The following is a 23,007-nucleotide window of genomic DNA, read 5'->3' on the forward strand; positions in this document are numbered from 1 at the left end:
ACTGCAATTCCGGCGGATCCTTTGACTGAATTTTTGACACCCCGAGTGACCGAAAGCGACCGTCGGCGACTGCCTGTGACAAGCCCCAGCTCACCGGCTCTTTGCGTGCCCTAACATCTGGCGCGTGCCGCGCTCATGTGTACCACCCCCTGTCTCCCACGCGCCCCCTCTGGGCGCCCTGCTGCGCCTGTATTCCGCCGGCAGCGCCCTCACCTGCGAACCGGTCGACCAGGGCCTGCTCAACCGCGGCTACCGGCTGAGCACCACGCGCGGCCGCTATTTCCTCAAGCACCACTTCGACCCGGACACCGCCGACCCGGCCGCCATCGAGCGCAGGCACCGGGCCACCCAGCGCCTGGCCGACCTCGGCGTCCCGGTCGCCCCGCCGCTGGCACACCGCGAGGGCCGCACCGTCGCCGTCGTCGGCGGCCACGCCTACGCCCTGCACCCCTGGATCGACGGCCGGCACCGCCACGGCGGCCAGCTCACCCGCTCGGAGAGCGCACGTCTCGGAGCACTCCTGGGCGCCGTGCACGCCTGCCTGGAGCGCGTGATGCCCCCCAAGGGGCGCACCCGCCCGGCCACGAGCCCTCATCCCGTGAAGAGCGCCGATCCGGCCGACACCTTCGCCCTCATCGACGACCTGCTCGCCCATGTGCGCCGCCACCGCCCCGCCGACGCCTTCGACGAACTGGCCCGCCACCGGCTCCTGGAGCGCCGCGCCCTGCTGGAGCAGCACACGCACCGGCGCCCGCCGCGCGGCGGCCCGGTGGGCTGGGTGCACGGCGACTTCCATCCGTTCAACCTGCTCTACAAGGACGGTGCCCCGGCCGCCATCGTCGACTGGGACCGGCTCGGCGTGCAGCCCCGCTCCGAGGAGGCCGTACGCGCCGCAGCGATCTTCTTCGTACGGCCCGTCGGCGCGCTGGACCTGCCCAAGGTGCGGGCGTACGCGCGCGCGTACCGCCGCGCGGCCGGGGCCACGCCCTCCGAGCTGGCCGCGGCCGTGCACCGGGTGTGGTGGGAACGCCTGAACGACTTCTGGATGCTGCGCTGGCACTACGAGCGCGGCGACAGCCGGGCGGACTGCCAGTTCCCGGCCGCCTCCGCGCTGGTGGTGTGGTGGACGCGGGAGTACGACGCGGTGTGTGACGCCTTCGTCAGCTAGGGCCGGACCCGCCGGTGGAGCCGGACCGGCCGGGCAGGCCCCGGGTGTGACAGCGGCGCCTCAGGGAGTCGCCGCCACGGTCGGTGCTGTCGGTGGCCTTCAAGTTCCGGTGCCGGCGGTGGTGCCGTCCGTGCTGCCCGCGTCCGTCCCGCCGCCGTCCGCGGTGCCCGCGTCCGTGCCGCCGTCACCCGCGCCCGCGTCCGTGCCGCCGGCGGCCGGGTCCGTCGGGGTGGTCTGCGGATCCGTCGGCTCGTCCGTGGTACCCGGGTCGGTCGGCTCGCCCGTCGGCTCGGTACTGGCCGACGGGGACGGGGTGTAGGACGGCGTGTACGACGGCGTGTAGTCGGAACCGGTGCCCGGGTCCGTCCCGGTGCCCGGGTCCGTGTTCGGGTCCGTGGGCTCGTCGGTGGAGTCGTCCGTCGGCGTCTTGGAGGCCTTGTTGTCCTTGGCCGTCTTCGAGTGGCTGGTCTTCGTCGGCTCGGGGTCGCTGGTGCTGCCGGTGTTCTTGTGCTGGAGCGCGAGCGCGACACCCGCCGCGATCGCGATCACCGCGAAGACGGCGAGGATCCACAGCTTGCCGCGGCCGCTGCCCTTGTTGCCGTGCCCCTCGAAGCCGCCGTCGTCCCCGTGGCCGTACCCGGTGGGCAGGATCGGCTGCGGGATCTGCGCGGTGCCCGCGCCGAACTCGCCCGGGTGCTGCATCGCGGTCGTGCCCGCGAAGCCGCCCGCCGGGGTGTGCCGGCCGTCGTGCGCCGCCACCGGTCCGGTGTTCCAGGTGCCGGTGTGGCCGCCCTGGTCGTACAGCATCTGCAGGCCGTACTGGACCATGCCGCGCATCTCCTCGGCCGTCTGGAACCGGTCGTCGGGTTCCTTGGCGAGCGAGCGCATGACCAGGCCGTCCAGCTCCGGCGGGCAGCCGTCGGAGAACTCGGAGGGCGGGGTCGGGATGTCCTGGACGTGCTGGTAGACCACCGACAGCGGGGTCTCACCGGTGAACGGGGGCCGCAGCGCGAGGAGTTCGTAGAGCAGGCAGCCGGTCGCGTACAGGTCCGAGCGGTGGTCGACGGCCTTGCCGAGCGCCTGCTCGGGAGAGAGGTACTGCGGGGTGCCCATGACCATGCCGGTCTGCGTCATCGTCGTCGACGCACCGTGCAGGGCGCGGGCGATACCGAAGTCCATCACCTTGACGGCGCCGTTGTGCGTGATGATCACGTTGGCGGGCTTGATGTCGCGGTGCACGATGCCGTGCTGGTGCGAGTAGGCGAGCGCCTCCAGCACACCGGAGACGATGATCAGAGCCTGCTCGGGGCCCGGCGCCTCGGCGTTCATCAGCAGGTCGCGGATGGTGCGGCCCTCGACCAGCTCCATCACGATGTACGGCACCGACTGGCCGCCCACGAAGTCCTCGCCGGAGTCGTACACGGCGACGATCGCGTGGTGGTTGAGGCCGGCGACCGACTGGGCCTCGCGCGTGAAGCGGGCCTTGGACGTCGGGTCCTCGGCGAGGTCGGCACGGAGCAGCTTGACCGCGACGGTGCGGCCCAGACGGACGTCCTCGGCCGCGAACACCTCGGCCATGCCACCCCGGCCCAGCCGGTGGGTCAACCGGTACCGGCCGTCGCCGACGAGCCCGCCGTTGCCCCACATCTCCGGCGTGTCTGACATTCCGCCGCCAGTCGCCTCGGGGTCGGACGGGCCCTGGGCGCTGTGCGTCTGTGCCATCGGTCCTCGCCGTCGTTTCTGCCCGCGGTGCGCGCGGTGTTGTTACGGTCTCCGTCGGCCACGCTACAGCCTCCGCGCAAGCCTCCGGTCCGGGATCAGCACCTGGACCGGTACGAGACGGACCGGTCATGAAACCTGTAGCACGCGCTGTCGTGCAAATTCTGTGCACTGGTCGTACGCCCGCTGTAACGCTTCCGCGACGCTTCTTTCGCGTACGGTCACGGAACGGGCACCGCGCTTGACGTGTCGGTGCCCTGGGGCAGACTTGGCCGGGAATGACACATTCGATCAAGGCATGTTCGCTCAATGACGGCGCCGGACGGCCAGTGGGGGACGCGGAGAGATGAGCCAGGACGGCGCACAGGGCCGGTACTCGGGGTGGTCGCTGGCCGGCGGCCGGTACCAGCTGCGTGACTTGCTCGGTGAAGGCGGTATGGCCTCGGTGCACCTGGCGTACGACGCCGTGCTGGACCGCCAGGTCGCGATCAAGACGCTCCACACCGAGCTGGGCCGGGAGCAGGCCTTCCGCGAGCGCTTTCGCCGCGAGGCCCAGGCCGTGGCCAAGCTCACGCACACCAATATCGTCTCCGTCTTCGACACCGGCGAGGACACGCTGTCCGCCGGCGACTCCGCCGCGGGCGACGGCACGCCGATGCCGTACATCGTCATGGAGTACATCGAGGGCCGCCCGCTGGGCTCGGTCCTGGACGAGGACATCCGGCAGCACGGCGCGATGCCCGCCGACAAGGCTCTGAAGGTCACCGCGGACGTGCTGGCCGCGCTGGAGATCAGCCACGAGATGGGGCTGGTCCACCGCGACATCAAGCCGGGCAACGTGATGATGACCAAGCGCGGCGTGGTCAAGGTCATGGACTTCGGCATCGCCCGCGCCATGCAGTCCGGGGTCACGTCCATGACCCAGACCGGCATGGTCGTCGGCACGCCGCAGTACCTCTCGCCCGAGCAGGCCCTCGGCCGGGGCGTGGACGCCCGCTCCGACCTGTACTCGGTCGGCATCATGCTGTTCCAGTTGGTCACCGGCCGGCTGCCGTTCGAGGCGGACTCCCCGCTGGCCATCGCGTACGCGCATGTGCAGGAGGAGCCGGTGGCTTCTTCGTCGATCAACCGCGCGCTGCCCCCGGCCGTGGACGCGCTGATCGCCCGCGCGCTGAAGAAGAACCCGAACGAGCGCTTCCCGACCGCCGAGTCCATGCGCGACGAGTGCCTGCGGGTCGCCGCCTCCCTCCAGGGCGCGGCGCCCAGCATCGTGCCGGGCGTCGGCCCGGCGCAGAGCGGCGCGGGCGTCGGCTCCGCCGTGTTCCCGCCGGTCGACCAGTCGACCCCGGCGCCCACCGGCCCGGTCCAGACGCCGTACCAGCCGACTCCGGCTCCGGGCCCGTACGGCACCCCGGCGCCCTCCCCGGCCTACGGCTATCCGCAGCAGGGCGGCTACCAGACCCCGGCTCCGGTGGGGTACGGGCAGCAGGCGGCCGCGACGCCGCCGCCGTACAACCTCACGCCCCAGACCGCGGTGCAGTCGCAGGGCACGGGCGGCGGCCGGAGCAACAAGCCGGTGATCATCGGCTCGATCGTGGTGTCCGTGGTCGCGGTCGTCGGCCTGATCATCGCGCTGGCGGTCAACAACGGCGGCGACGACACCAAGGGCGGCGGTGGCGCCGGCCCCTCGAAGTCCGGCCACCCGGCGGGCTACCGGGGCCCGGACACGTCGAAGACGATCGACAAGACCGAGTGCTCGGAACCCCAGGAGTCCTACAGCGACCCGGGCAAGATCCGGCTGCCCGACTTCCGGTACAAGAACATCGACTCGGTGAAGGCGTGCTTCCAGGCAGCGGGCTGGGAGTACAAGGTCACGAAGCAGGACAACAACACCTGGGGCGACGGGACCGTCCTGGACCAGTTCCCCTCCACGGGCACCGATGTCGATCCGAAGAGCATGCCCAAGGTCGAGCTGACCGTGTCGACGGGCGTTCCCCCGCAGTGACCCGGCAAGGGGAACCGGGCCGCCGCCGGCCGTGACCACCGAGCCGGCTGCCGTCCGGGAGCTGGGGACGATCATTCGGTGATCGGGACGTGACGGAGATCACCACAGACATATCGAAGGGCCCGGCGCCAGTACGCCGGGCCCTTCATGTGTGTACGGCCTGCGAATGTACCGCCTGAGGACCGGGCCCTCCGTGTGTACCGCTTGCAGTCCAGCGCTCGCGCTTACGGCCTGCGGGCCCGGCCTTCGTGCGTACGGCTACAGGTACGGTCCGCCTCCGCGGCCGCCGGCCCGGGGGTCGTCGCCGTCCTCGTGGCCCCCCACACCCGGCGGGAGCGCGCGGCGCATCTGCTCCAGCTGGGCCCGTGCGGCCATCTGCTGGGCGAACAGCGTCGTCTGGATCCCGTGGAACAGGCCCTCCAGCCAGCCCACCAACTGGGCCTGCGCGATGCGCAGTTCCGAGTCACTGGGAGTCACGTCGTCCATGAAGGGGAGGGAGAGCCGCTCCAGCTCGTCGACCAGCTCCGGGGCGAGGCCGTCCTCCAGCTCCTTCACCGAACTGCGATGGATCTCCTTGAGCCTGGCCCGGCTCGCCTCGTCAAGGGGAGCGGCACGCACCTCCTCCAGGAGCTGCTTGATCATGCTGCCGATGCGCATGACCTTGGCGGGCTGTTCCACCTGGTCCGTCACCGGCGTCTCGCGGGAGTCCTCGTCTCCGGTGCCGCCACCGAGCGCCATGCCGTCCTGGCCCACGACCAGGATCTGAGGGTTCTCCGGCGACCGTTCGTTCCTCGGCATCTCCATGCCGCCATTCTCTCGCACGCCTACACCTCATCACCGTGGTGCCCCCTCGCGCGGGTGATCCACCGTTTAGACCCGACGGCCCAACAGGAAATGCCTCATCCATCCTGAAATGTGAGGCTGGATTCCGTTCGATCGTCGTCGGCACGGGGACTGTGCTCCGGGAGGTCACCGACGTGACTTCATGGCTGCGACTCACGCTGCGCTTCGTTCGGCCGCCGCTCGTGCGACCGCTCTTCGTGGGGCCGCCGTTCGTGCGGCTGCTCCTCGTGCAGCCACTGTTCCTGCGGCTGGTGTTCGCGCGGCCCTTGCCTGCGCGGCTGCTGCGCCCGCCGCCGCTCCTGCGGCTGCTGCTCGTGCGGCTGCTGCTCCTGCGGCTGCTGCTCGTGCGGCTGCTGCTCGTCCTCGCGACGGCGGCGCCGGTGTACGGCACGGCCCCCGCGTACGGCGCCGAGGCCGCCCCGCCGGACTCTCCCGCGCCCGCGGCCCGGCCCGTCGGCTCCGCCTCCCCCGCCGCACCGGCTCCGGCCTCCGCCACCGCACCGGTCCCGGCCTCCGCCGCCGCGCTGCTCTCCGCCTCCCCGCCTTCCCGTCCTCCCGAGCCGTCGCGGGCCGGGAGCAGGGCGGGTGAGGGCCGGATACGTCCGGGCCGCCCGGACGGGCCGGACCATGAGGAGGAGGGCGACGACGACACCGTGCCGGCCACGAGGGACCCCGCGGACCCCGACCCGGATGCGCTCTACCCGCAGGAGCCGGAGACCGCGGACGTCCCGTTCGGGACGCCGACGGCCTCCGCCCCGCCCCGGGAGGCCGGTCTGGACCCGGCCCGGCCCGCGCTGCGGCCCCCGGACCGGAACACCGTGCGCCAGGGCGAGGGCCCCGCCGAGCCCACCTTGCAGATCCTGCCGCTCGGCAGCGGCCTGGTCCTCATCGGCCTGGGCCTCGGCCTCGCGCTCCTGGGCCTGCGGGTGCGCCGGAGCTGATGTCCGCCCGGCCACGGCTGCCGAGCCGACGCGCACCGGTGAGGGCCCGCGAGGGGTGTGGGGCCGGTCCACCGGTCACTGCGCCTACAGCCCGGGCTGGTGCACCGGCTACTGCGTCACCAGCAGCACCTTGCCGATGTGGCCGCTCGCCTCCAGCACCCGGTGCGCCTCGGCCGCCTCGGGCATCGGCAGCTCGCGGTCGACGACCGGGCGGATCTGCCCGGCCTCCAGCAGCGGCCACACATGCTCGCGCACGGCGGCCACGATGGCCGCCTTCTCGCCCAGCGGCCGGGCCCGCAGCGAGGTGGCGCTGATGGCGGCCCGCTTGTTCAGCAGGGCGGCGATGTTCAGCTCACCCTTGATGCCGCCCTGCATGCCGATGATCGCGAGCCGTCCGTTGACCGCGAGGGCCTGCACATTGCGGTCCAGGTACTTGGCGCCCATGTTGTCGAGGATGACGTCGGCACCCGCGCCGTCCGTGGCCTGCCTGATCTCGGCGACGAAGTCCTGTTCACGGTAGTTGATCAGCACGTCCGCGCCCAGCTCGGCGCACTCCTCCAGCTTCTCCTTCGTCCCGGCGGTCACCGCGACCCGGGCGCCGACGGCCTTGGCGAGCTGGATCGCCATCGTGCCGATGCCGCTGGAGCCGCCGTGCACCAGCAGGGTCTCGCCGGGCCGCAGATGGGCGACCATGAAGACGTTGGACCAGACCGTGCAGACCACCTCGGGCAGCGCGGCCGCCTGCTTCGGATCCAGGCCGGCGGGCACGGGCAGCAGCTGTCCGGCCGGAACGGCGACCTTCTCGGCGTAGCCACCGCCCGCGAGCAGCGCACACACCTCGTCCCCGACGGCCCAGCCGGAGACCCCGGGGCCGACGGCGGCGATCCGGCCGGAGCACTCCAGGCCGGGGTACGGGGACGCGCCGGGCGGCGGGTTGTAGGAGCCCTGCCGCTGCAGGACATCGGCACGGTTGACGGCGCTGGCCACCACCTGGACCAGCACTTCGCCGTCGCCGGGCACCGGATCGGGGACCTCGTCCCACACCAGCGCCTCGGGCCCACCAGGTTCGGGAATCGTGATCGCATGCATGGGCGCGACGCTACTCCCCACCCCCGCCCTGTCCGGGGCAGGCCCGCTCAGCCGCCCGGCAGCGGGCGGGGATGCGGGGTGACCCGGGCGCCGGGGGTCGCGCGGACGATCGTGATCAGGCGGTCCGTGAGCTGGAGGGTGCCGAGGGACGGGTCGTCGTAGCCGAGCACCCGGTGGCCTCGTACGACGCTCACCACGAGGTCGTCCGTCTCGCGCGGGGACTTGCCCGCCTCGGCCCGCACCACGGGCCGTTCCACGAGGTCCAGGCCGCTGCCCTGCTGGATCAGGTCCTCCATGACCATGCCGGCGGCGGGGCTGAGCACGGAGAGGCCGAGCAGCCGGCCGGCCGCCCCGGAGCTGGTGATGACGGCGTCGGCGCCGGACTGCTTGAGCAGCGGGGCGTTCTCCTCCTCGCGCACGGCGGCCACGATCTTCGCGCTCCGGTTGAGCTGCCGGGCCGTCAGGGTGACGAGGACGGCGGTGTCGTCGCGCTGCGGGGCGACGATGATCTGCCGTGCCTTGTGGACCTCGGCGCGCGTGAGCACCTCGCTGCGGGTGGCGTCGCCCATGACGCCCGCGTAGCCCTCGGCGGTGGCCGCGTCGATCACCTTGGAGCTGGGGTCGACCACGACGACCTGCTCCTTGCGCAGCCCGGTGGCGCAGACGGTCTGGACGGCCGACCGCCCCTTCGTGCCGAAGCCGATGACGACGGTGTGATCGCGCAACGCGGACCTCCAGCGGTTCAGGCGCCATTCCTCCCGGGTGCGTTCGGTGAGGACCTCCAGCGTGGTGCCGACCAGGATGATCAGGAACAGCACCCGCAGGGGGGTGATGACGAGGATGTTGATGAGCCGGGCGCCGTCGCTGACCGGGGTGATGTCGCCGTACCCGGTGGTGGAGAGGGTGACGGTCGCGTAGTAGAAGGCGTCGAGCAGGTCCACCGGGCCGTCGGAGTTGTCGCGGTAGCCGGCACGGTCGGCGTAGACGATCAGTGCGGTGGCGACCAGCACCGCGAGGGCCATGAGCAGCCGTTTGGCGACCTGGCGGAGGGGGCGCTCCACCACTCTCCTCGGGAGTTTCACCCGGCGGGTCACGAGATCATCGCCCGTCTGGCGGGCGATGGCGTCATGGCCCGGAAGTTTCACGTGAAACACACTCCGATTCCGGCGGCCGCCCACGGCAGATCCAGCAGCTCGGCCTCCTCTCCCTGCCGGGCCCCTCCCGGCGGCACGACGGCCAGCGCATCGGCGGCGGCGATCCCGCGCAGCATGGCCGGGCCGTTGTAGTGCAGCGGTACGGCGCTGTCGCCGCGCAGCACCGCGGGGATGAGCCGGGTGTCGTACGGGTGCCCCTGCACGGCCTCCCGCAGGGGCAGCGAGTACGGCTCGGGCGCGGGGCGCGCGGCGAGGGTGCGCAGCAGGGGCTCGGCGAGGGTGAGCAGGCCGGAGACGGCCGCGAGGGGGTTGCCGGGCAGGCCGACGAGGTGCTGGTCCTCCTTGGTGCGGGCCAGCAGCATGGGGTGGCCGGGGCGCACCTTGACCCCGTCGACGAGGAGTTCGGCGCCGAGGCGTTCCAGGGTGGGGTGGACGTGGTCGACGGGGCCGGAAGCCGTGCCGCCGGTGGTGAGGACGAGGTCGGCGTCGGAGGCGGTGAGCGCCTTGCGCAGAGCCCTGGCGTCGTCCCCCAGCCGCCGTACGGAGGTGACCTCGGCGCCCATGGCGCGCAGCCAGGGCGGCAGCATGGGGCCGAGCGCGTCCCGGATCAGTCCGTCGTGCGGGAGGCCCCCGCTGAGGAGTTCGTCCCCGAGGACGAGTACTTCGGCGCGCGGGCGCGCGAAGGCAGTGACGGTGTCGTAGCCGGCGGCCGCGGCGAGGCCGAGGACGGCGGGGGTGACCAGGGTGCCGGCGGGCAGCAGGTGGTCGCCGTTGCGGCACTCCTGGCCGCGCGGGCGGATGTCCTGGCCGTGGCTGACCTCCCGGGTGGCGTGGAGGCGGCCCTGGGCGTCGGTGCGGCCGTGTTCGCTGCGCAGGACGGCGGTGGTGTCGGCCGGGATGCGGGCGCCGGTCGCGATGCGGACCGCCTGGCCGTCGGTGAGCGGCTCGGGCTGGTCGTGTCCGGCGAGCACGCCCTCGTCCCGCACCTCCCAGGGGCCCGGTCCGGCGACGGCCCAGCCGTCCATCGCCGAGGTGTCGAAGGAGGGCAGGTCGGTGAGGGCGTCGAGGGGGCCGGCGAGGACCAGGCCGAGGGCGTCGGCGAGGGGGACGGAGACGGGCGCGCGGCGGCTGCCCGAGCGGGCGGCGCGGGCGGCGATCTCGCGGGCCTGGGGCCAGGGAGTCGCCCTGTGCCGTTCGCCCGGGGCGGCGGGGGCGGGCCCCGGTGCGTCGCCGTCGTCCTTGGGTTCCCTCACCAGAGCGAGAGCCTCCTCGACGTCCAGGTCGTCGCTGTCCTCGGCCTTCGCCCCGGTCCGGGTGCCGGGGGCGGTCATCCGGCGTCCGGACCCGAGGGGCCCGCACCCTTCTCTGCGTTCTCCTCGGCCTCGTCCTGCCAGCGCAGGGCGAGTGCGGCGGCCTTGCGGGCGGCCTCGGCGACGTCCTCGGGGCTGCCCTCGCCCCGGGCGGCGGCATAGCCGACGAGGAAGGTGGTCAGCGGCGCGGCGGGCCGGGCCACATTGTGCGCGGCGTCACGAGCCAGGTCGAGCAGGACGCCGGTGTCGACGTCGAGGTCGATGCCCAGCTCGTCCTTGACTGCGGAAATCCATTCATCCAACACGTGCCCATGCTCCCTGATGCGTGCCCTGGCGCTGGCGATGTCGTCCCAGGTGTCGCAGTCGAACGAGGCGAGCGGGTCCGGGACGCGGGTGAGATCGAGGGCGCCGGTCAGCCGGCGCAGGGGCAGGCCGGTCAGGCCGCCGGGCGCGGCAGCGAGGGGCGCGAGGGCGTGGCGCAGCGCCGCGGTGCGGTAAGCCGCGACGAGCGGCTGGTCACGGCCGTCGGCGTCGGTGAGCAGCGCGCCGTCGGCACCGGTGTCCCGCAGGGCCGACAGCAACCGCTCCAGGGTGGCCGCTTCGAGGAACGGCAGGTCGGCGGAGAGGACGACGGCGTGCTCGGCCGTGGTGAGCCGCAGGCCGGCCTCCAGCGCGGCGACCGGTCCGGCGCCGGGCGGCTCCTCGCGTGCCCAGCGCACCGGGCGCGCGGTGGACCGGGTGCCGGCCACGACGACCGTCGTGCGGGCGCCCGTGCAGGCCGCGAGCACCCGGTCGAGCAGGGCGCGCCCGCCGACCCGGAGGCCGGGTTTGTCGGCCCCGCCGAGCCGCCGGGCGGCACCGCCGGCCAGCACCACCGCGTCGTACGGCGCGGTGGTCCCCGAAGCGGTGGGCGGTGTGTCGGTCACCCCCCGAGTATGTCCGCTCGGCCCGCTCTCCAGACCCTGGCGTGGGTCACAGAGTGCGCAGCAGCACCGCCGGCTGTTCCACGCAGTCCGCCACGTACCGCAGGAAGCCGCCCGCCGTGCCGCCGTCGCACACACGGTGGTCGAAGGTGAGCGAGAGCTCGACGACCTGCCGCACGGCCAGCTCACCCTCGTGCACCCAGGGCTTGGGGATGATGCGGCCGACACCGAGCATGGCCGCCTCGGGGTGGTTGATGATCGGGGTGGATCCGTCGACGCCGAAGACGCCGTAGTTGTTCAGCGTGAACGTCCCGCCGGTGAGTTCCCCGGGGGTCAGCGTGCCGGTCCGCGCGGCCTCGGTGAGCCGGGCGAACTCGGCGCTCAGCGACTCGGCGTCGCGCGCCTGGGCGTCCCGGACGACCGGCACGACCAGGCCACGCTCGGTCTGCGCGGCGAACCCGAGGTGCACATGGTCGAGTTGGACCACCTCGCGGGCTTCGACGTCGACGTACGAGTTCAGCTCGGGGTACCGCGCGAGGGCGGCGGTGCAGATGCGGGCGAGGAGCGCGAGAAGGGAGATCTTCGGTGCTCCCGCGGCGTTCATCGCGGTCCGTGCGCGCAGCAGTTCCGTCGCGTCGGCGTCGACCCAGCAGGTCGCGTCGGGGATCTCCCGGCGGCTGCGGGAGAGCTTGTCGGCGACGGCACCGCGGATGCCCTTGAGCGGCGTACGGATGCCGTTGCGGAGGGGAGAGACACGGGCGTCCGGTGCGTGCGTGACGGGAGCGGCCGGTGCGTGCGTGACGGGAGCGGCCGGTACGTGCGTCACGGGAGCGGCGGGTGCCTCGGCCGTGCGGACGGGCGCCGCCTGCGCCCTGAGGGCGTGCTCGACGTCCGCGCGCAGGATCAGCCCGTCCGGTCCCGAGCCCACCAGGTGGCGCAGATCCACACCGCCCTCGCGGGCCAGACGGCGGACCAGGGGGGAGATCACGGGAACCGGGCCTTCGCCCCCGGCTGCGGCCACGCGCCCGGGGAACGACCCGACGCGGGACGGCGTGGCGGGGGACGGCGGCCGGACCGGCCGCGCAGCGGCAGCCGCCCCGGAAGACTCCCCGGACGGGGCGTTCGCGGCCCGCGGCCGGTCCGCACCGGTTCGCCCGTCGGCAGGTCCCAGCGGCGCCGGCCGCACCCTGCGCCGGCGGGCCGGCGCGTCCGAGGTGCCGTACCCGACCAGAACGTTGCCGGACCCCTCGCTCTCCCCTCCGGGAGCCGACGGGCCCACGGCCACCGTCAGCAGCGGCGCTCCCACGGGCAGTTCCGTGCCCTCCTCGCCGAAGCGGGCGGTGATCACGCCGCCGTAGGGGCAGGGGACCTCGACCATCGCCTTGGCCGTCTCGACCTCCACGACCGGCTGGTCGATGGCGACGACGTCTCCGACCTGCACCAGCCAGCGGACGATCTCCGCCTCGGTGAGTCCCTCGCCGAGGTCGGGAAGCTTGAACTCCAGCACCTGTGCCATCAGCCCTCGGCCTCCCACTGCAGGCGCGCCACGGCGTCCAGGATGCGGTCGACGCCGGGCAGGTGGTGCCGCTCCAGCATGGGCGGCGGGTAGGGGATGTCGAAGCCGGCCACGCGCAGCACCGGCGCCTCCAGGTGGTGGAAGCAGCGCTCGGTGATGCGGGCCGCGATCTCGGCGCCCGGACCTGCGAACCCGGTCGACTCGTGCACGACGACCGCGCGCCCGGTGCGTCGCACGGCCGCGCAGACCGTCTCGTCGTCGAACGGAACCAGGGAGCGCAGGTCGACGACCTCCAGGTCCCAGCCCTCGGCCCGGGCGGCCTCGGCGGCCTCCAGGCAGACCGGCAGGGAGGGGCCGTAGGTGACGAGCGTGGCGCTGGTGCCCGCGCGGCGCACCACCGCGCGCCCGATGGGCTCGACGTCGATGGGGTGCTCGGGGTTCCAGCTGTCCTTCGACCAGTAGAGCCGCTTGGGCTCCAGGAAGACCACCGGGTCGTCGGAGGCGATGGCCCGGCGCAGCAGCCCGTAGGCGTCGGCGACCGTGGCGGGCGTGACGACGTGCAGGCCCGGCGTGGCCATGTAATAGAGCTCGGACGAGTCGCTGTGGTGCTCGACGCCGCCGATGCCGCCGCCGTAGGGGACCCGGACGGTGATCGGCAGGGGCATCCGGCCGCGCGTGCGGTTGCGCATCCGCGAGACGTGGCTGATCAGCTGCTCGAAGGCCGGGTAGGCGAAGGCGTCGAACTGCATCTCCACCACCGGGCGCAGGCCGTACATGGCCATGCCGACGGCGGTGCCGAGGATGCCGGCCTCGGCCAGCGGGGTGTCGGTGCAGCGGTCCTCGCCGAACTCCTTGGCGAGGCCGTCGGTGACCCGGAAGACACCGCCGAGGGTGCCGACGTCCTCGCCCATGACGTGCACGGTGGGGTCGGCGGCCATCGCGTCGCGCATCGCGCGCGTGAGGGCCTGCGCCATGGTGGCGGGCTTGACGGCGACGGTGGTCATCGCGGGTCGCCTTCCTGGTCGTGCTGCTCCGCCTCCAGCTCGGCGCGCAGCAGGGCGCGCTGCTCGCGCAGTTGCGCGGTGGTCTCGGCGTAGACGTGGTCGAAGAGGTCCATCGGGTCGAGCTCGGGGTCCCGGTTCATGCGCTCGCGCAGGTCGGCGGCCATCGCCTCGGCGTCCTGCCGGGCACTTTCGATGCCGGCCTCGTCGAGCAGTCCACGTGTGGTCAGCTCCCTCTCCAGCAGCTGGACGGGGTCGTGGGCACGCCAGGCCTCGACCTCGGCGTCGCCCCGGTAGCGGGTGGCGTCGTCGGCGTTGGTGTGGGCCTCGATGCGGTAGGTCACCGCCTCCACCAGGGTCGGGCCGCCGCCTGCACGCGCGTGGCGTACGGCGTCGCCGAGGACCTCGTGCACGGCGGCCGCGTCGTTGCCGTCGACCAGCCGGCCCGGCATGCCGTACCCGACGGCCTTGTGGGCCAGGGAGGGCGCGGCGGTCTGCTTGGCGAGCGGGACCGAGATGGCGAAGCCGTTGTTCTGCACGAGGAAGACGACCGGTGCCTGCCAGACGGCGGCGAAGTTCAGCGCCTCGTGGAAGTCGCCCTCACTGGTGCCGCCGTCGCCGACCATGGCGAGGGCGACCACGTCGTCGCCCTTGAGCCGCGCGGCGTGCGCGAGGCCGACGGCGTGCGGGAGCTGGGTGGCCAGCGGGGTGCTCAGGGGAGCCACCCGGTGCGCGTAGGGGTCGTAGCCGGTGTGCCAGTCGCCGCGCAGCAGGGTCAGCGCCTCGACGGGGTCCACGCCCCGGGCGACGACGGCGAGGGTGTCGCGGTAGCTGGGGAAGAGCCAGTCGCGCTCCTGGAGGGCCAGGGCGGCGGCGACCTCGCAGGCCTCCTGGCCGGTGCTGGACGGGTAGACGGCGAGTCGGCCCTGCTTGGTGAGCGCGGTGGCCTGGGTGTTGTACCGCCGGCCGCGCACCAGCTGGGCGTAGAGCCTGCGCAGCAGGTCCGGGTCGGCCTTGGCGGCCGCTTCGGTGCCGAGGACGCGGTAGGGCTCGGCGTCGGGCAGCAGCGGCGCGGGGTCCATACGGGGCTGCCAGGCGGGCGGCGGCGATGGCCGGTACGCGCCCCGCTGCTCCATGACCGTCATGACGGCACCTCCTCGTGGGAGCGGCTACGGGAGGCGCGTCGGCTGTGACTCGCCTCACCAACCGATTGTTCGGTCGTCGGCACATTTTGGCTACAGGCCCCGCAAGGCTGTGGACAAACGGTTCTCCACAACCTGGAATGAATGCAGGACGTCCACGGCGATGAAGCGGGGGGACATGGCAGCTGAACAAATGGCCGACGGACCGCATGACGGCACCGCTCCGCCCCCACGCCCGCTGGACGCCATAGACCAGGACATCCTGAAGATCCTCCAGGCCGACGGACGCTCCTCGATACGGTCGGTAGCCGAACGCGTCCACGTCTCACGGGCCAATGCCTACGCGCGGATCAACCGTCTCGTCGAGGACGGGGTGATCCGGGGATTCAGCGCCCGCGTCGACCACGAGCGGGCGGGGCACGGCACCTCGGCGTACGTCACGCTGAAGATCGTCCAGAACACCTGGCGCACGGTCCGCGAGCAGCTCAGACAGCTGCCCGGCGCCTCCCACATCGCCCTGGTGGGCGGCGACTTCGACGTCCTGCTCCTGGTGCACACGCCCGACAACCGGTCGCTGCGTGAGCTGGTGCTCACCCGGCTCCAGGCGATCCCCGAGGTGCTCAGCACCCGCACGCTGCTGGTGTTCGAGGAGGAGGACCTGGAGCCGGAGACCTGACCTCGGCCGCGGCATCGGGCCCGCCCACGGATCCGACGTCGGCCCGGGGCCGGCCGCGGCGTCAGGCCAGGGGCGGGCCGCAGCATCAGGCCCGCATCAGGTCCGCAGGATCAGACCCGGAGCAGGCCCGCGGCATCAGGCCCGGCTCGGGCCGCGCCGTCAGGTCCGCCCTCGGCGGGCGTCGGGCCCGGGGGCCGGCCGCGTCGGCGGGGAGGTGCCGGCTCCGGCCGCGGGCGCTGCGCCGCGGCTCCAGCCCTGCGCCGCGGCTACGGCCTCGGGCCCTGCGCCGGCCGCGGTGTCAGCTCTGGCGCAGTCCCGAGAAGACCAGCCGGACCACCGCGTCGGCCACCTCGCGCCCGCTGGCACCGCGCACGTCGGGCCGGTACCACTCCACGACGGAGTTGACCATCCCGAAGACCAGCCGGGTGGCCAGGCGCACCTCCACGTCGCCGCGTATGTCCCCCTCGGCGGCCGCCGCCTTCAGCAGCTCGGCCACCTGGTGGTCGAAGTCGCGGCGCCGCTCCAGCGCCCACCGCTCGGTCTCGGTGTTGCCGCGCACGCGCAGCAGCAGCGTCACGTACGGCAGCTCGGCGATGAGCACCTCGACCATGCGCCGCACGACGTGCTCCAGACGGTCCGCGGCGCACCCCACGCGCGCGTGCTCCTCCCCCAGGATCCCGAACAGGCCGTCCAGCGCCCGGCTGACCGCCCGGCGCAGCAGCTCCTCCTTGCCGCTGACGTGGTGGTAGATGGACGACTTGGAGATGCCGGCCGCCCGGGAGAGGTGCTCCATGGAGGTGCCGTCGTAGCCGCGCTCGTTGAAGACCTGGACGGCGACGGAGAGCAGCGTCTCGGGGGTGTACGTGTCGCGCTTGGCGGTGGTCATGGGGTGCCCTCCCGCTGGTCGGTGGCGTACGCGTGGCGGTAGAGCGCGAGGGACGGCGCGTACCGGCCGGAGGGGTCGCGCAGGTGCAGGTCGTCGAGCAGGTCGTAGGCCCAGCCGCGGCCCAGCCGGCGGCCCCACTCGAAGGGCCCGAGCGGGTAGTTGACGCCGAGGCGCATCGCGGTGTCGATGTCCTCCTCGGTGGCCACGCCCTTGGCGACGGCGTCGTGCGCGAGGTCCATGATCCGGGCGACCGTGCGGGCGACGATCATGCCGGGGACGTCGCCGATGACGCTGACGTCCTTGCCGAGCGCCTGGAAGAGGCCGATGGCCTCGGCGAGGGTCGGCTGTGCGGTGTCCTTCGAGGCGGACAGCGCGATGCGGGTGGCCGTGCGGTAGTCGCAGGCGAGGTCGAAGTAGACGACGTCACGGAACTCCACGGAGGTCTGGCCGTCGGCGAGGACCAGCTGGCCGCCGCTCGGCAGCACCAGCCGGGTGCCGTGGTCCTCGTCCTCCTCGCGGATCTGGATGCCCGCCTCGCGGATCAGCGCGAGCAGCTCGGCCGCGGGCCCGAGGCTGCCCTCGGCGACGACGTACGCGGGCGGCTGCGCCTTCTCGGCGGTGTGCGGCTCGGAGCGCTCGGCGTCCTCGGCGTAGTCGTACCAGCCGTGCCCGGACTTGCGGCCGAGCCGGCCGGCCTCGACCAGCCGGCGCTGGGCCAGCGAGGGCGTGAAGCGGACGTCCTGGAAGAAGGACTGCCACACGGAGTGGGTGACGGACTCGTTCACGTCCTGCCCGATGAGGTCGGTCAGCTCGAACGCGCCCATCCGGAAGCCGCCCGACTCGCGCAGCACCGCGTCGATGGTGGCCGGGTCGGCGGCCTGGGCCTCGTAGACGGCGAAGGCCTCGGCGTAGAAGGGCCGGGCGATGCGGTTGACGATGAACCCGGGGGTGTCGGCGCAGGCCACGGGCGTCTTGCCCCAGGCGCGGGCGGTCTCGTACGCGCGCGTGGCCGAGGTGACGTCGGTGGCGAAGCCGGAGACGACCTCGACCAGCGGCAGCAGCGGGGCCGGGTTGAAGAAGTGCAGGCCCACGAAGCGGCCGGGGGAGGCCAGGGCGCCGCCGATGGCCGTCACCGAGAGGGACGAGGTGTTGGTGGCGAGCAGACAGTCCTCGGCGACGATCTCCTCCAGCTCCCGGAAGAGCTGCTGCTTGACGTCCAGCCGCTCCAGGACGGCCTCGACGACCAGCCCGCAGTCGGCCAGGTCGGCGAGGCCGGTGGCGGGCGTGAGCCGGGCGCGGGCCGCGTCCCGGTCGGCGGCGCCGAGCCGGTCCTTCGCCACGAGCCGGTCGAGGCGGGCGCCGATCGCGGCTGCCGCCTCCTGGGCGCGCCCGGGAACGGCGTCGTAGAGCCGCACCGGGTGGCCGGCGACCAGCGCGACCTGGGCGATGCCCTGGCCCATGGTGCCGGTGCCGACGACGGCCACGGGGCTGCTGAGGTCGAGTGCTGTCATGTGCGCGATCCTCCCGCACGACGTTGTCCACAGATGCGGCGGACCCCCTTGTCCCGACCGATCGTTCGGTTACTCTAGCTCTGACTGCCCGTTCCTGCCTCTGTTTCCGCCCAGGTCGAACTCGACGACGAGTTCTCCAGACGAGGAGTTGGTCCCGCATGGCCGCCCAACTGACCCCCCACGAGCTGATCGCGAAGCACCGGCCCACGCTCGACCAGGCGCTGGAGGCCATCCGCACGCGCGCGTACTGGTCGCCCCACCCCGAGCACCCCAAGGCCTACGGCGAGCACGGCAGCCTGGACGCGGCGGCGGGCAAGGCCGCCTTCGACGCCCTGCTCGGCACCCGCCTCGACCTCGGCCAGCCCGGCACGGACGACTGGGTCGGCGGCGAGGTGTCGCCCTACGGCATCGAGCTGGGGGTGACCTACCCGCACGCGGACATCGACGTGCTGCTGCCCGCGATGAGCGCCGGCCGGCGCGCCTGGCGCGACGCGGGCGCGGAGACGCGCGCGGTGGTCTGCGTGGAGATCCTCAAGCGCATCAGCGACCGCACGCACGAGTTCGCGCACGCGGTCATGCACACCAGCGGCCAGGCCTTCATGATGGCGTTCCAGGCGGGCGGCCCGCACGCCCAGGACCGCGGCCTGGAGGCGGTGGCCTACGCGTACGCGGAGCAGGTCCGCACGCCCGGGACGGCCGAGTGGACCAAGCCCCAGGGCAAGCGCGACCCGCTGGCGCTGACCAAGCAGTTCACGCCGGTCCCGCGCGGCATCGGCCTGGTCATCGGCTGCAACACCTTCCCGACCTGGAACGGCTTCCCGGGCCTGTTCGCCTCCCTGGCGACCGGCAACGCGGTCCTGGTCAAGCCGCACCCGCGCGCGGTGCTGCCGCTCGCCCTCACCGTCAAGATCGCCCGGGACGTGCTCGCCGAGGCCGGCTTCGACGCGAACCTGATCGCGCTGGCCGCCGAGCGCCCCGGCGAGGGCATCGCCAAGGCCCTCGCCACCCGCCCCGAGATCAGGATCATCGACTACACCGGCTCGACGTCCTTCGGCGACTGGCTGGAGGACAACGCCCGCCAGGCCCAGGTCTACACGGAGAAGGCCGGCGTCAACACGGTCGTCGTGGAGTCGACCGGCGACTACAAGGGCATGCTGTCCAACCTGGCCTTCTCGCTGTCCCTGTACAGCGGCCAGATGTGCACCACCCCGCAGAACCTGGTCGTCCCGCGCGACGGCATCCGCACGGACGAGGGCCCCAAGACCTTCGACGAGGTGGTCTCCGACCTCGCCCGCGCCGTGGACGGCCTGCTCGGCGACGACGCCCGCGCCAACGCCCTGCTCGGCGCGATCGTCAACCCGGACGTGAAGGCCCGGCTGGAGGCGGCCGCGGGCCTCGGCGAGGTCGCGCTGGCCTCCCGGGAGATCGCCAACCCCGAGTTCCCGGGCGCGGTCGTCCGCACGCCGGTGATCGTCAAGCTGGACGGCGCCAAGCCGGACGACGAGGCGGCCTACATGAGCGAGTGCTTCGGCCCCGTCTCCTTCGCCGTCGCGGTCGACTCGGTGACCGACGCGGTGGAGCTGCTGCGCCGTACGGTCCGTGAGAAGGGCGCGATGACGGTCGGCGCCTACACGACCGACGCCGAGGTCGAGCAGGCGATCGAGGAGGTCTGCATGGAGGAGGCCGCCCAGCTGTCGCTCAACCTGACCGGCGGGGTGTACGTGAACCAGACGGCCGCCTTCTCCGACTTCCACGGCTCGGGCGGCAACCCGGCGGCGAACGCTGCCCTCACGGACGGCGCGTTCGTGGCGAACCGCTTCCGCGTGGTGGAGGTCCGCCGGGAGGTGTGACGCTCTCCCGGGGCGTCCGTTCCAGGACACCCCGGGACTCCCCAGTACGCCCAGTACACCCTGGGCGCACTGGCTAGGACGTCGTGGGTGCGCCCCCGGTGGCACTCCAGTGGTACAGCGTCATGGCCACGCTCGTGGCCAGGTTGTAGCTGGAGACCTGGGGGCGCATCGGCAGGCGCAGCAGGTGGTCGGCCCGCGCGCGCAACTGCGGCGACAGGCCGGTGCGCTCCGAGCCGAACGCCAGCACGGCGTCGTCGGGCAGCTTCGTGCCCCGGATGTCCTCGCCCTCGGGATCGAGGGCGAACAGCGGCCCGGCGGGCAGCTCGTCGACGTCGAGCCGCTCCACGGCGGTCGCGAAGTGCAGCCCCGCTCCGCCGCGCACCACCGTGGGGTGCCAGGGGTCGAGCGTGCCGGTGGTGACCACGCCGGTCGCCCCGAACCCGGCGGCCAGCCGGATCACGGCTCCGGCGTTGCCGAGGTTGCGCGGGTTGTCCAGGACCACGACAGGCGCGCGGCGCGGCATCCGGGCGAGCGCCCCGAGACCGGCCTCGCGGGACGGCCGTACGGCCAGGGCGGCCACACCCGTCGGATGAGGGCGCGGCACGAGCGAGGCGTACGTCTGCTCGGGCACCTCCGTCAGGAGCGCGTCCAGTGTGTCGCCGACGTCCTCGGCCAGCTCCGCGGCGAGGGCGAGTGCCGCCCGCCGGTCGGTGGTGACCGCCACCGGGACCTCGGCGCCGAAGCGCAGTGCGTGCTTGAGGGCGTGAAAGCCGTCGAGCAGCACGGCGCCGCCGGCGCACTCGCGCCAGCGAGTTACGGGGTCGGTCATGCCGTGAACCCTACGCGTCCCTCGGCGCTCTCCTGCCGTGAGCGCTGGGGCGGCAGCGTACGGTCGCCGTCGCGTCCGCCGTCACCGTCGCGTCCGCCGTCACCGCTGCGCCCGCCGTCACCGCTGCGCCCGCCGTCACCGTTGGCTTCGCCATCGCCGTCGCCATCGCCGTCGCCGCGCCGGAGCAGCCGTCCCCGCGCGCGTGCCGCCCAGCCGCCGAGCAGCAGCAGGAAGGACGTGGGCAGGAAGACCGCGTCCGCGGTGATCATCGCGAGCGAGAAGAACGGCAGCCCGAGGACGACCGCGATCACGGCGTGCTCGGTCATCATCAGCACCAGCAGGACGTTCTTGACCCGCCGGTTGAACAGCGTGAACGGGAAGGCGACCTGCACCATGACCGTCCCGTAGGTCACGATCATCATGATCGTGCCGCTGGAGGACATCAGGTCGGCCAGGCCCGGCCAGGGCGAGAAGTAGTCCAGGTGGAGCGGGTAGTACACGGCGGTGCCGTCCTGCCAGCGCGAGCCCTGGATCTTGTACCAGCCGGCCGTGGCGTAGATCAGGCAGGCCTCCGCCATGATCACGACCAGGGCTGCGTTGTGCAGGAGGTTGGCGATCACGTCCAGCAGGATCCGCGGCTCCTGCCACTTCGCCCGGCGCTGCACCGCTCCCCACAGACCGAGCGCGGCCCACGCCGTCCACAGCAGCGCCGGCACCAGCCAGCCGTTGTCGAACCGGCCGGCCAGCGTCACACCGGCGAGCGCGAGTCCGAGGCCCGCCCACAGCACCGGTCCGACCCGGTCGGGACCCACCCGCTCCCCACGCGCGCGTGCCGCCTCCCTGCCGGCCGCCCGCCGCGCGTCGAGGGACCACACCTGACCGCAGCGTGTGAACACCAGGTAGAAGGACATCAGGTGCAGGACGTTGTCGCCGCCGTCGCCCACGAAGACGCTGCGGTTCTGCAGCGACAGCACGCCCACCATGAACAGCACCGACGCCGTCCGGGTGCGCCAGCCGAGCATCAGCGCCGCGCTGGAGAGGATCGCCAGCAGGTAGAAGGCCTCGAACCAGGCCTGGCCGTCGGACCACATCAGGGCCGTGAAGGCGTGGTTGTCGGAGGTCAGCTGCTGGGCGAGGTCCCAGCTCCAGGGACCGTCGGGGCCGTACAGCTCCTGGCGGTGGGGGAACTCCCGCAGCAGGAAGAGCAGCCAGGTCGCAGCGAAGCCGATACGGATCACGGCGCTCTGGTAGGGGCCGAGCGCGGACCCGGTGACGCGGGCGATGCCGCGCGAGAGGGTCAGGGAGAGACGGTTCACCGCACACCTCCCGCGGCCTCGTCGGCCGACACCGTCCACCAGGGCAGCAGACGGTAGACCGGCTTGTCGGAGACCCTCTCGCGGCTCCACTTCGGCGGCTGCACATTGGTGGTGCTGGAGCGGATCTGCACGCGCTGGACGACGCCCTCCCTGCTGATCGCGTCCTCCCGGTACAGGCGCATCACGACGATCCGGCGCACGTACTGCTCGGAGAGCGCGCCGCGCATGCCCACGGAACGGTTGTCGGAGCCGTGCGTGGCGACGAAGAAGTCCCAGGCCCGCCGCAGCTCGTTCTGCTGGGTGTGGCTCGGCACGAGACTGCCGTCGATGGCGGCGCCGTCACGGGCGGAGAGGTCGTTCCAGGCGGTGGTGCGCATGCTGCCGTCCTTCATCCGCACCTCGGCGCGCACCTGGACGGCGATGTTCTGCTGCAGGGGGTTCGGGGCGAACAGCTTCCAGTTCTGCTCGAACTCCGGGTACACCCACTGCTCGATCGCCTCGCCATGCTGCTTGGTCACCGTGTTCGCCGGCGCCAGGCTGAGGAACACCATCCCCAGGTGAACACAGGCGGCGACGGCGATCACCGCGAGCGCTATGGCCGCGCCGACCTGGTAGCGCGGAGAGAGGGCGGCGACACCGGTGCGGGGCGGAGGGGGAAGCGGCGGGGACTCGGAAGGCGGGGCACCGTCGGGACCGCCTGCCGCGGTCTCCCCGGCAGGCGGGCCGTCCGGGCCGTCCTCGGTCGCCTCCCCGGCGAGGGGAGCATCGGTGCCGCCTGCGGTCTCCGCGTCCGAAGGGCCGTCGGGACCGACGGAGGTCACCTCGGCCACAGCGCGGTCGGGGGCCTCGGGATCACCGGAGCAGTCCCCGGCGGGATCGCGATCGTGACCACCGGAGCAGTCCCCGGCAGGATCGCGATCAGGATCCCCGGCGGCCTCCCCGGCAGGAGGCCCCTCGCGGTCTCCCGGGTCCAGGCGGCGCGCCCCGGCCGGCCCGCCGGGCCCAGGCCGGGCCTGCGAGTCCTCGTCGTACGCGTCCATTCCGCCCCGTTCCCCGCTTCCGCTCCGTCGGCCGGCCACCGTCGCAGGCGCCTCGTTCTTCCCGAGCGCCACTCCTCGGCACCCGCAC

Annotated in this window: 19 protein-coding genes; 5 read left to right on the top strand and 14 right to left on the bottom strand. The window is 73.1% G+C overall.

Annotated elements, in window-relative coordinates; genetic code table 11:
• The first annotated feature begins 124 nt into the window (after positions 1-124).
• Positions 125-1,168 (top strand): phosphotransferase, encoded by a 1,044-nt coding sequence (locus ACFZCP_RS22895; protein ID WP_391429399.1) that lies wholly within the window; start codon positions 125-127, stop codon positions 1,166-1,168.
• Between the two features lie 99 nt (positions 1,169-1,267).
• Here the strand turns inward: ACFZCP_RS22895 and ACFZCP_RS22900 are convergent, their stop codons facing one another.
• Complete coding sequence (locus tag ACFZCP_RS22900) at positions 1,268-2,890, bottom strand: protein kinase (protein ID WP_391429401.1); 1,623 nt, start codon at positions 2,888-2,890, stop codon at positions 1,268-1,270.
• 343 nt (positions 2,891-3,233) lie between these two features.
• On the opposite strand from ACFZCP_RS22900, the gene ACFZCP_RS22905 reads away from it, so the two are divergent.
• Entirely contained in the window at positions 3,234-4,892 is a 1,659-nt protein-coding gene (locus ACFZCP_RS22905) for a protein kinase (RefSeq protein ID WP_391429404.1), read from the top strand.
• A 258-nt stretch (positions 4,893-5,150) separates the two neighbouring features.
• Here ACFZCP_RS22905 and ACFZCP_RS22910 read toward each other — a convergent pair whose 3' ends face one another.
• Positions 5,151-5,696: a bacterial proteasome activator family protein gene (locus ACFZCP_RS22910; protein ID WP_362688893.1), complete on the bottom strand. Its 546-nt coding sequence runs from the start codon at positions 5,694-5,696 to the stop codon at positions 5,151-5,153.
• A 173-nt stretch (positions 5,697-5,869) separates the two neighbouring features.
• On the opposite strand from ACFZCP_RS22910, the gene ACFZCP_RS22915 reads away from it, so the two are divergent.
• Entirely contained in the window at positions 5,870-6,676 is an 807-nt protein-coding gene (locus ACFZCP_RS22915) for a hypothetical protein (protein ID WP_391429407.1), read from the top strand.
• A 108-nt stretch (positions 6,677-6,784) separates the two neighbouring features.
• Here ACFZCP_RS22915 and ACFZCP_RS22920 read toward each other — a convergent pair whose 3' ends face one another.
• Genes ACFZCP_RS22920 through pdhA form a run of 7 tightly spaced genes read right to left on the bottom strand, consistent with a single transcriptional unit; the run spans position 6,785 to position 14,814 of the window.
• Positions 6,785-7,765, bottom strand: a complete 981-nt coding sequence (locus ACFZCP_RS22920) for a zinc-binding dehydrogenase (RefSeq protein ID WP_391429409.1) — start codon at positions 7,763-7,765, stop codon at positions 6,785-6,787.
• 47 nt (positions 7,766-7,812) lie between these two features.
• Complete coding sequence (locus ACFZCP_RS22925; protein ID WP_391429411.1) at positions 7,813-8,910, bottom strand: NAD-binding protein; 1,098 nt, start codon at positions 8,908-8,910, stop codon at positions 7,813-7,815.
• The gene (locus ACFZCP_RS22930) at positions 8,907-10,250 is read right to left on the bottom strand and encodes a molybdopterin-binding protein (RefSeq protein ID WP_391429413.1); all 1,344 of its coding nucleotides are present in this window, start codon (positions 10,248-10,250) and stop codon (positions 8,907-8,909) included. The genes ACFZCP_RS22925 and ACFZCP_RS22930 overlap by 4 nt, the downstream gene beginning before the upstream one ends.
• Positions 10,247-11,155, bottom strand: coding sequence for an NTP transferase domain-containing protein (locus ACFZCP_RS22935; RefSeq protein WP_391429415.1), 909 nt, complete (start codon positions 11,153-11,155; stop codon positions 10,247-10,249). The genes ACFZCP_RS22930 and ACFZCP_RS22935 overlap by 4 nt, the downstream gene beginning before the upstream one ends.
• A gap of 46 nt (positions 11,156-11,201) precedes the next feature.
• On the bottom strand, positions 11,202-12,668 hold the full coding sequence (locus tag ACFZCP_RS22940) for a 2-oxo acid dehydrogenase subunit E2 (protein ID WP_391429418.1): 1,467 nt from the start codon (positions 12,666-12,668) through the stop codon (positions 11,202-11,204).
• Entirely contained in the window at positions 12,668-13,672 is a 1,005-nt protein-coding gene (locus tag ACFZCP_RS22945) for an alpha-ketoacid dehydrogenase subunit beta (protein ID WP_362688873.1), read from the bottom strand. Before ACFZCP_RS22945 ends, ACFZCP_RS22940 begins: the two co-directional genes overlap by 1 nt.
• A complete protein-coding gene (gene pdhA / locus ACFZCP_RS22950; protein WP_362688870.1) occupies positions 13,669-14,814 on the bottom strand; it encodes a pyruvate dehydrogenase (acetyl-transferring) E1 component subunit alpha in 1,146 nt (381 codons plus the stop codon). Before pdhA ends, ACFZCP_RS22945 begins: the two co-directional genes overlap by 4 nt.
• Positions 14,815-15,004: 190 nt before the next feature.
• Here pdhA and ACFZCP_RS22955 point away from each other — a divergent pair, with 190 nt between their 5' ends.
• Entirely contained in the window at positions 15,005-15,487 is a 483-nt protein-coding gene (locus ACFZCP_RS22955; protein WP_391429573.1) for a winged helix-turn-helix transcriptional regulator, read from the top strand.
• Positions 15,488-15,785: 298 nt separating this feature from the next.
• On the opposite strand, the gene ACFZCP_RS22960 is transcribed toward ACFZCP_RS22955, so the two are convergent.
• Together ACFZCP_RS22960 and ACFZCP_RS22965 are read right to left on the bottom strand one after the other, a co-directional pair.
• Positions 15,786-16,373: a TetR/AcrR family transcriptional regulator gene (locus ACFZCP_RS22960; RefSeq protein WP_362688867.1), complete on the bottom strand. Its 588-nt coding sequence runs from the start codon at positions 16,371-16,373 to the stop codon at positions 15,786-15,788.
• Positions 16,370-17,884: a 3-hydroxyacyl-CoA dehydrogenase gene (locus tag ACFZCP_RS22965; RefSeq protein ID WP_391429421.1), complete on the bottom strand. Its 1,515-nt coding sequence runs from the start codon at positions 17,882-17,884 to the stop codon at positions 16,370-16,372. The genes ACFZCP_RS22960 and ACFZCP_RS22965 overlap by 4 nt, the downstream gene beginning before the upstream one ends.
• Before the next feature lie 158 nt (positions 17,885-18,042).
• Between ACFZCP_RS22965 and paaN the strand changes: the two genes are divergently transcribed.
• The gene (paaN, locus tag ACFZCP_RS22970; RefSeq protein WP_391429423.1) at positions 18,043-19,734 is read left to right on the top strand and encodes a phenylacetic acid degradation protein PaaN; all 1,692 of its coding nucleotides are present in this window, start codon (positions 18,043-18,045) and stop codon (positions 19,732-19,734) included.
• Between the two features lie 73 nt (positions 19,735-19,807).
• Here the strand turns inward: paaN and ACFZCP_RS22975 are convergent, their stop codons facing one another.
• Genes ACFZCP_RS22975 through ACFZCP_RS22985 form a run of 3 tightly spaced genes read right to left on the bottom strand, consistent with a single transcriptional unit; the run spans position 19,808 to position 22,919 of the window.
• Positions 19,808-20,563: a TrmH family RNA methyltransferase gene (locus tag ACFZCP_RS22975; protein ID WP_391429425.1), complete on the bottom strand. Its 756-nt coding sequence runs from the start codon at positions 20,561-20,563 to the stop codon at positions 19,808-19,810.
• Complete coding sequence (locus tag ACFZCP_RS22980; protein WP_391429427.1) at positions 20,560-21,879, bottom strand: HTTM domain-containing protein; 1,320 nt, start codon at positions 21,877-21,879, stop codon at positions 20,560-20,562. The genes ACFZCP_RS22975 and ACFZCP_RS22980 overlap by 4 nt, the downstream gene beginning before the upstream one ends.
• On the bottom strand, positions 21,876-22,919 hold the full coding sequence (locus ACFZCP_RS22985) for a DUF5819 family protein (RefSeq protein ID WP_391429429.1): 1,044 nt from the start codon (positions 22,917-22,919) through the stop codon (positions 21,876-21,878). Before ACFZCP_RS22985 ends, ACFZCP_RS22980 begins: the two co-directional genes overlap by 4 nt.
• Positions 22,920-23,007 lie beyond the last annotated feature (88 nt).

The organism is Streptomyces sp. NPDC007971 (assembly GCF_042958635.1).
GTDB lineage: Bacteria > Actinomycetota > Actinomycetes > Streptomycetales > Streptomycetaceae > Streptomyces.

Bases quoted from the DNA above. Each gene is read 5' to 3' on its own strand.
- ACFZCP_RS22900 (WP_391429401.1), bottom strand. From the start codon at position 2,890: ATGGCACAGACGCACAGCGCCCAGGGCCCGTCCGACCCCGAGGCGACT.
- ACFZCP_RS22905 (WP_391429404.1), top strand. From the start codon at position 3,234: ATGAGCCAGGACGGCGCACAGGGCCGGTACTCGGGGTGGTCGCTGGCC.
- ACFZCP_RS22910 (WP_362688893.1), bottom strand. From the start codon at position 5,696: ATGGAGATGCCGAGGAACGAACGGTCGCCGGAGAACCCTCAGATCCTG.
- ACFZCP_RS22920 (WP_391429409.1), bottom strand. From the start codon at position 7,765: ATGCATGCGATCACGATTCCCGAACCTGGTGGGCCCGAGGCGCTGGTG.
- ACFZCP_RS22930 (WP_391429413.1), bottom strand. From the start codon at position 10,250: ATGACCGCCCCCGGCACCCGGACCGGGGCGAAGGCCGAGGACAGCGAC.
- ACFZCP_RS22940 (WP_391429418.1), bottom strand. From the start codon at position 12,668: ATGGCACAGGTGCTGGAGTTCAAGCTTCCCGACCTCGGCGAGGGACTC.
- ACFZCP_RS22945 (WP_362688873.1), bottom strand. From the start codon at position 13,672: ATGACCACCGTCGCCGTCAAGCCCGCCACCATGGCGCAGGCCCTCACG.
- pdhA (WP_362688870.1), bottom strand. From the start codon at position 14,814: ATGACGGTCATGGAGCAGCGGGGCGCGTACCGGCCATCGCCGCCGCCC.
- ACFZCP_RS22955 (WP_391429573.1), top strand. From the start codon at position 15,005: ATGGCCGACGGACCGCATGACGGCACCGCTCCGCCCCCACGCCCGCTG.
- ACFZCP_RS22960 (WP_362688867.1), bottom strand. From the start codon at position 16,373: ATGACCACCGCCAAGCGCGACACGTACACCCCCGAGACGCTGCTCTCC.
- ACFZCP_RS22965 (WP_391429421.1), bottom strand. From the start codon at position 17,884: ATGACAGCACTCGACCTCAGCAGCCCCGTGGCCGTCGTCGGCACCGGC.
- paaN (WP_391429423.1), top strand. From the start codon at position 18,043: ATGGCCGCCCAACTGACCCCCCACGAGCTGATCGCGAAGCACCGGCCC.
- ACFZCP_RS22975 (WP_391429425.1), bottom strand. From the start codon at position 20,563: ATGACCGACCCCGTAACTCGCTGGCGCGAGTGCGCCGGCGGCGCCGTG.
- ACFZCP_RS22985 (WP_391429429.1), bottom strand. From the start codon at position 22,919: ATGGACGCGTACGACGAGGACTCGCAGGCCCGGCCTGGGCCCGGCGGG.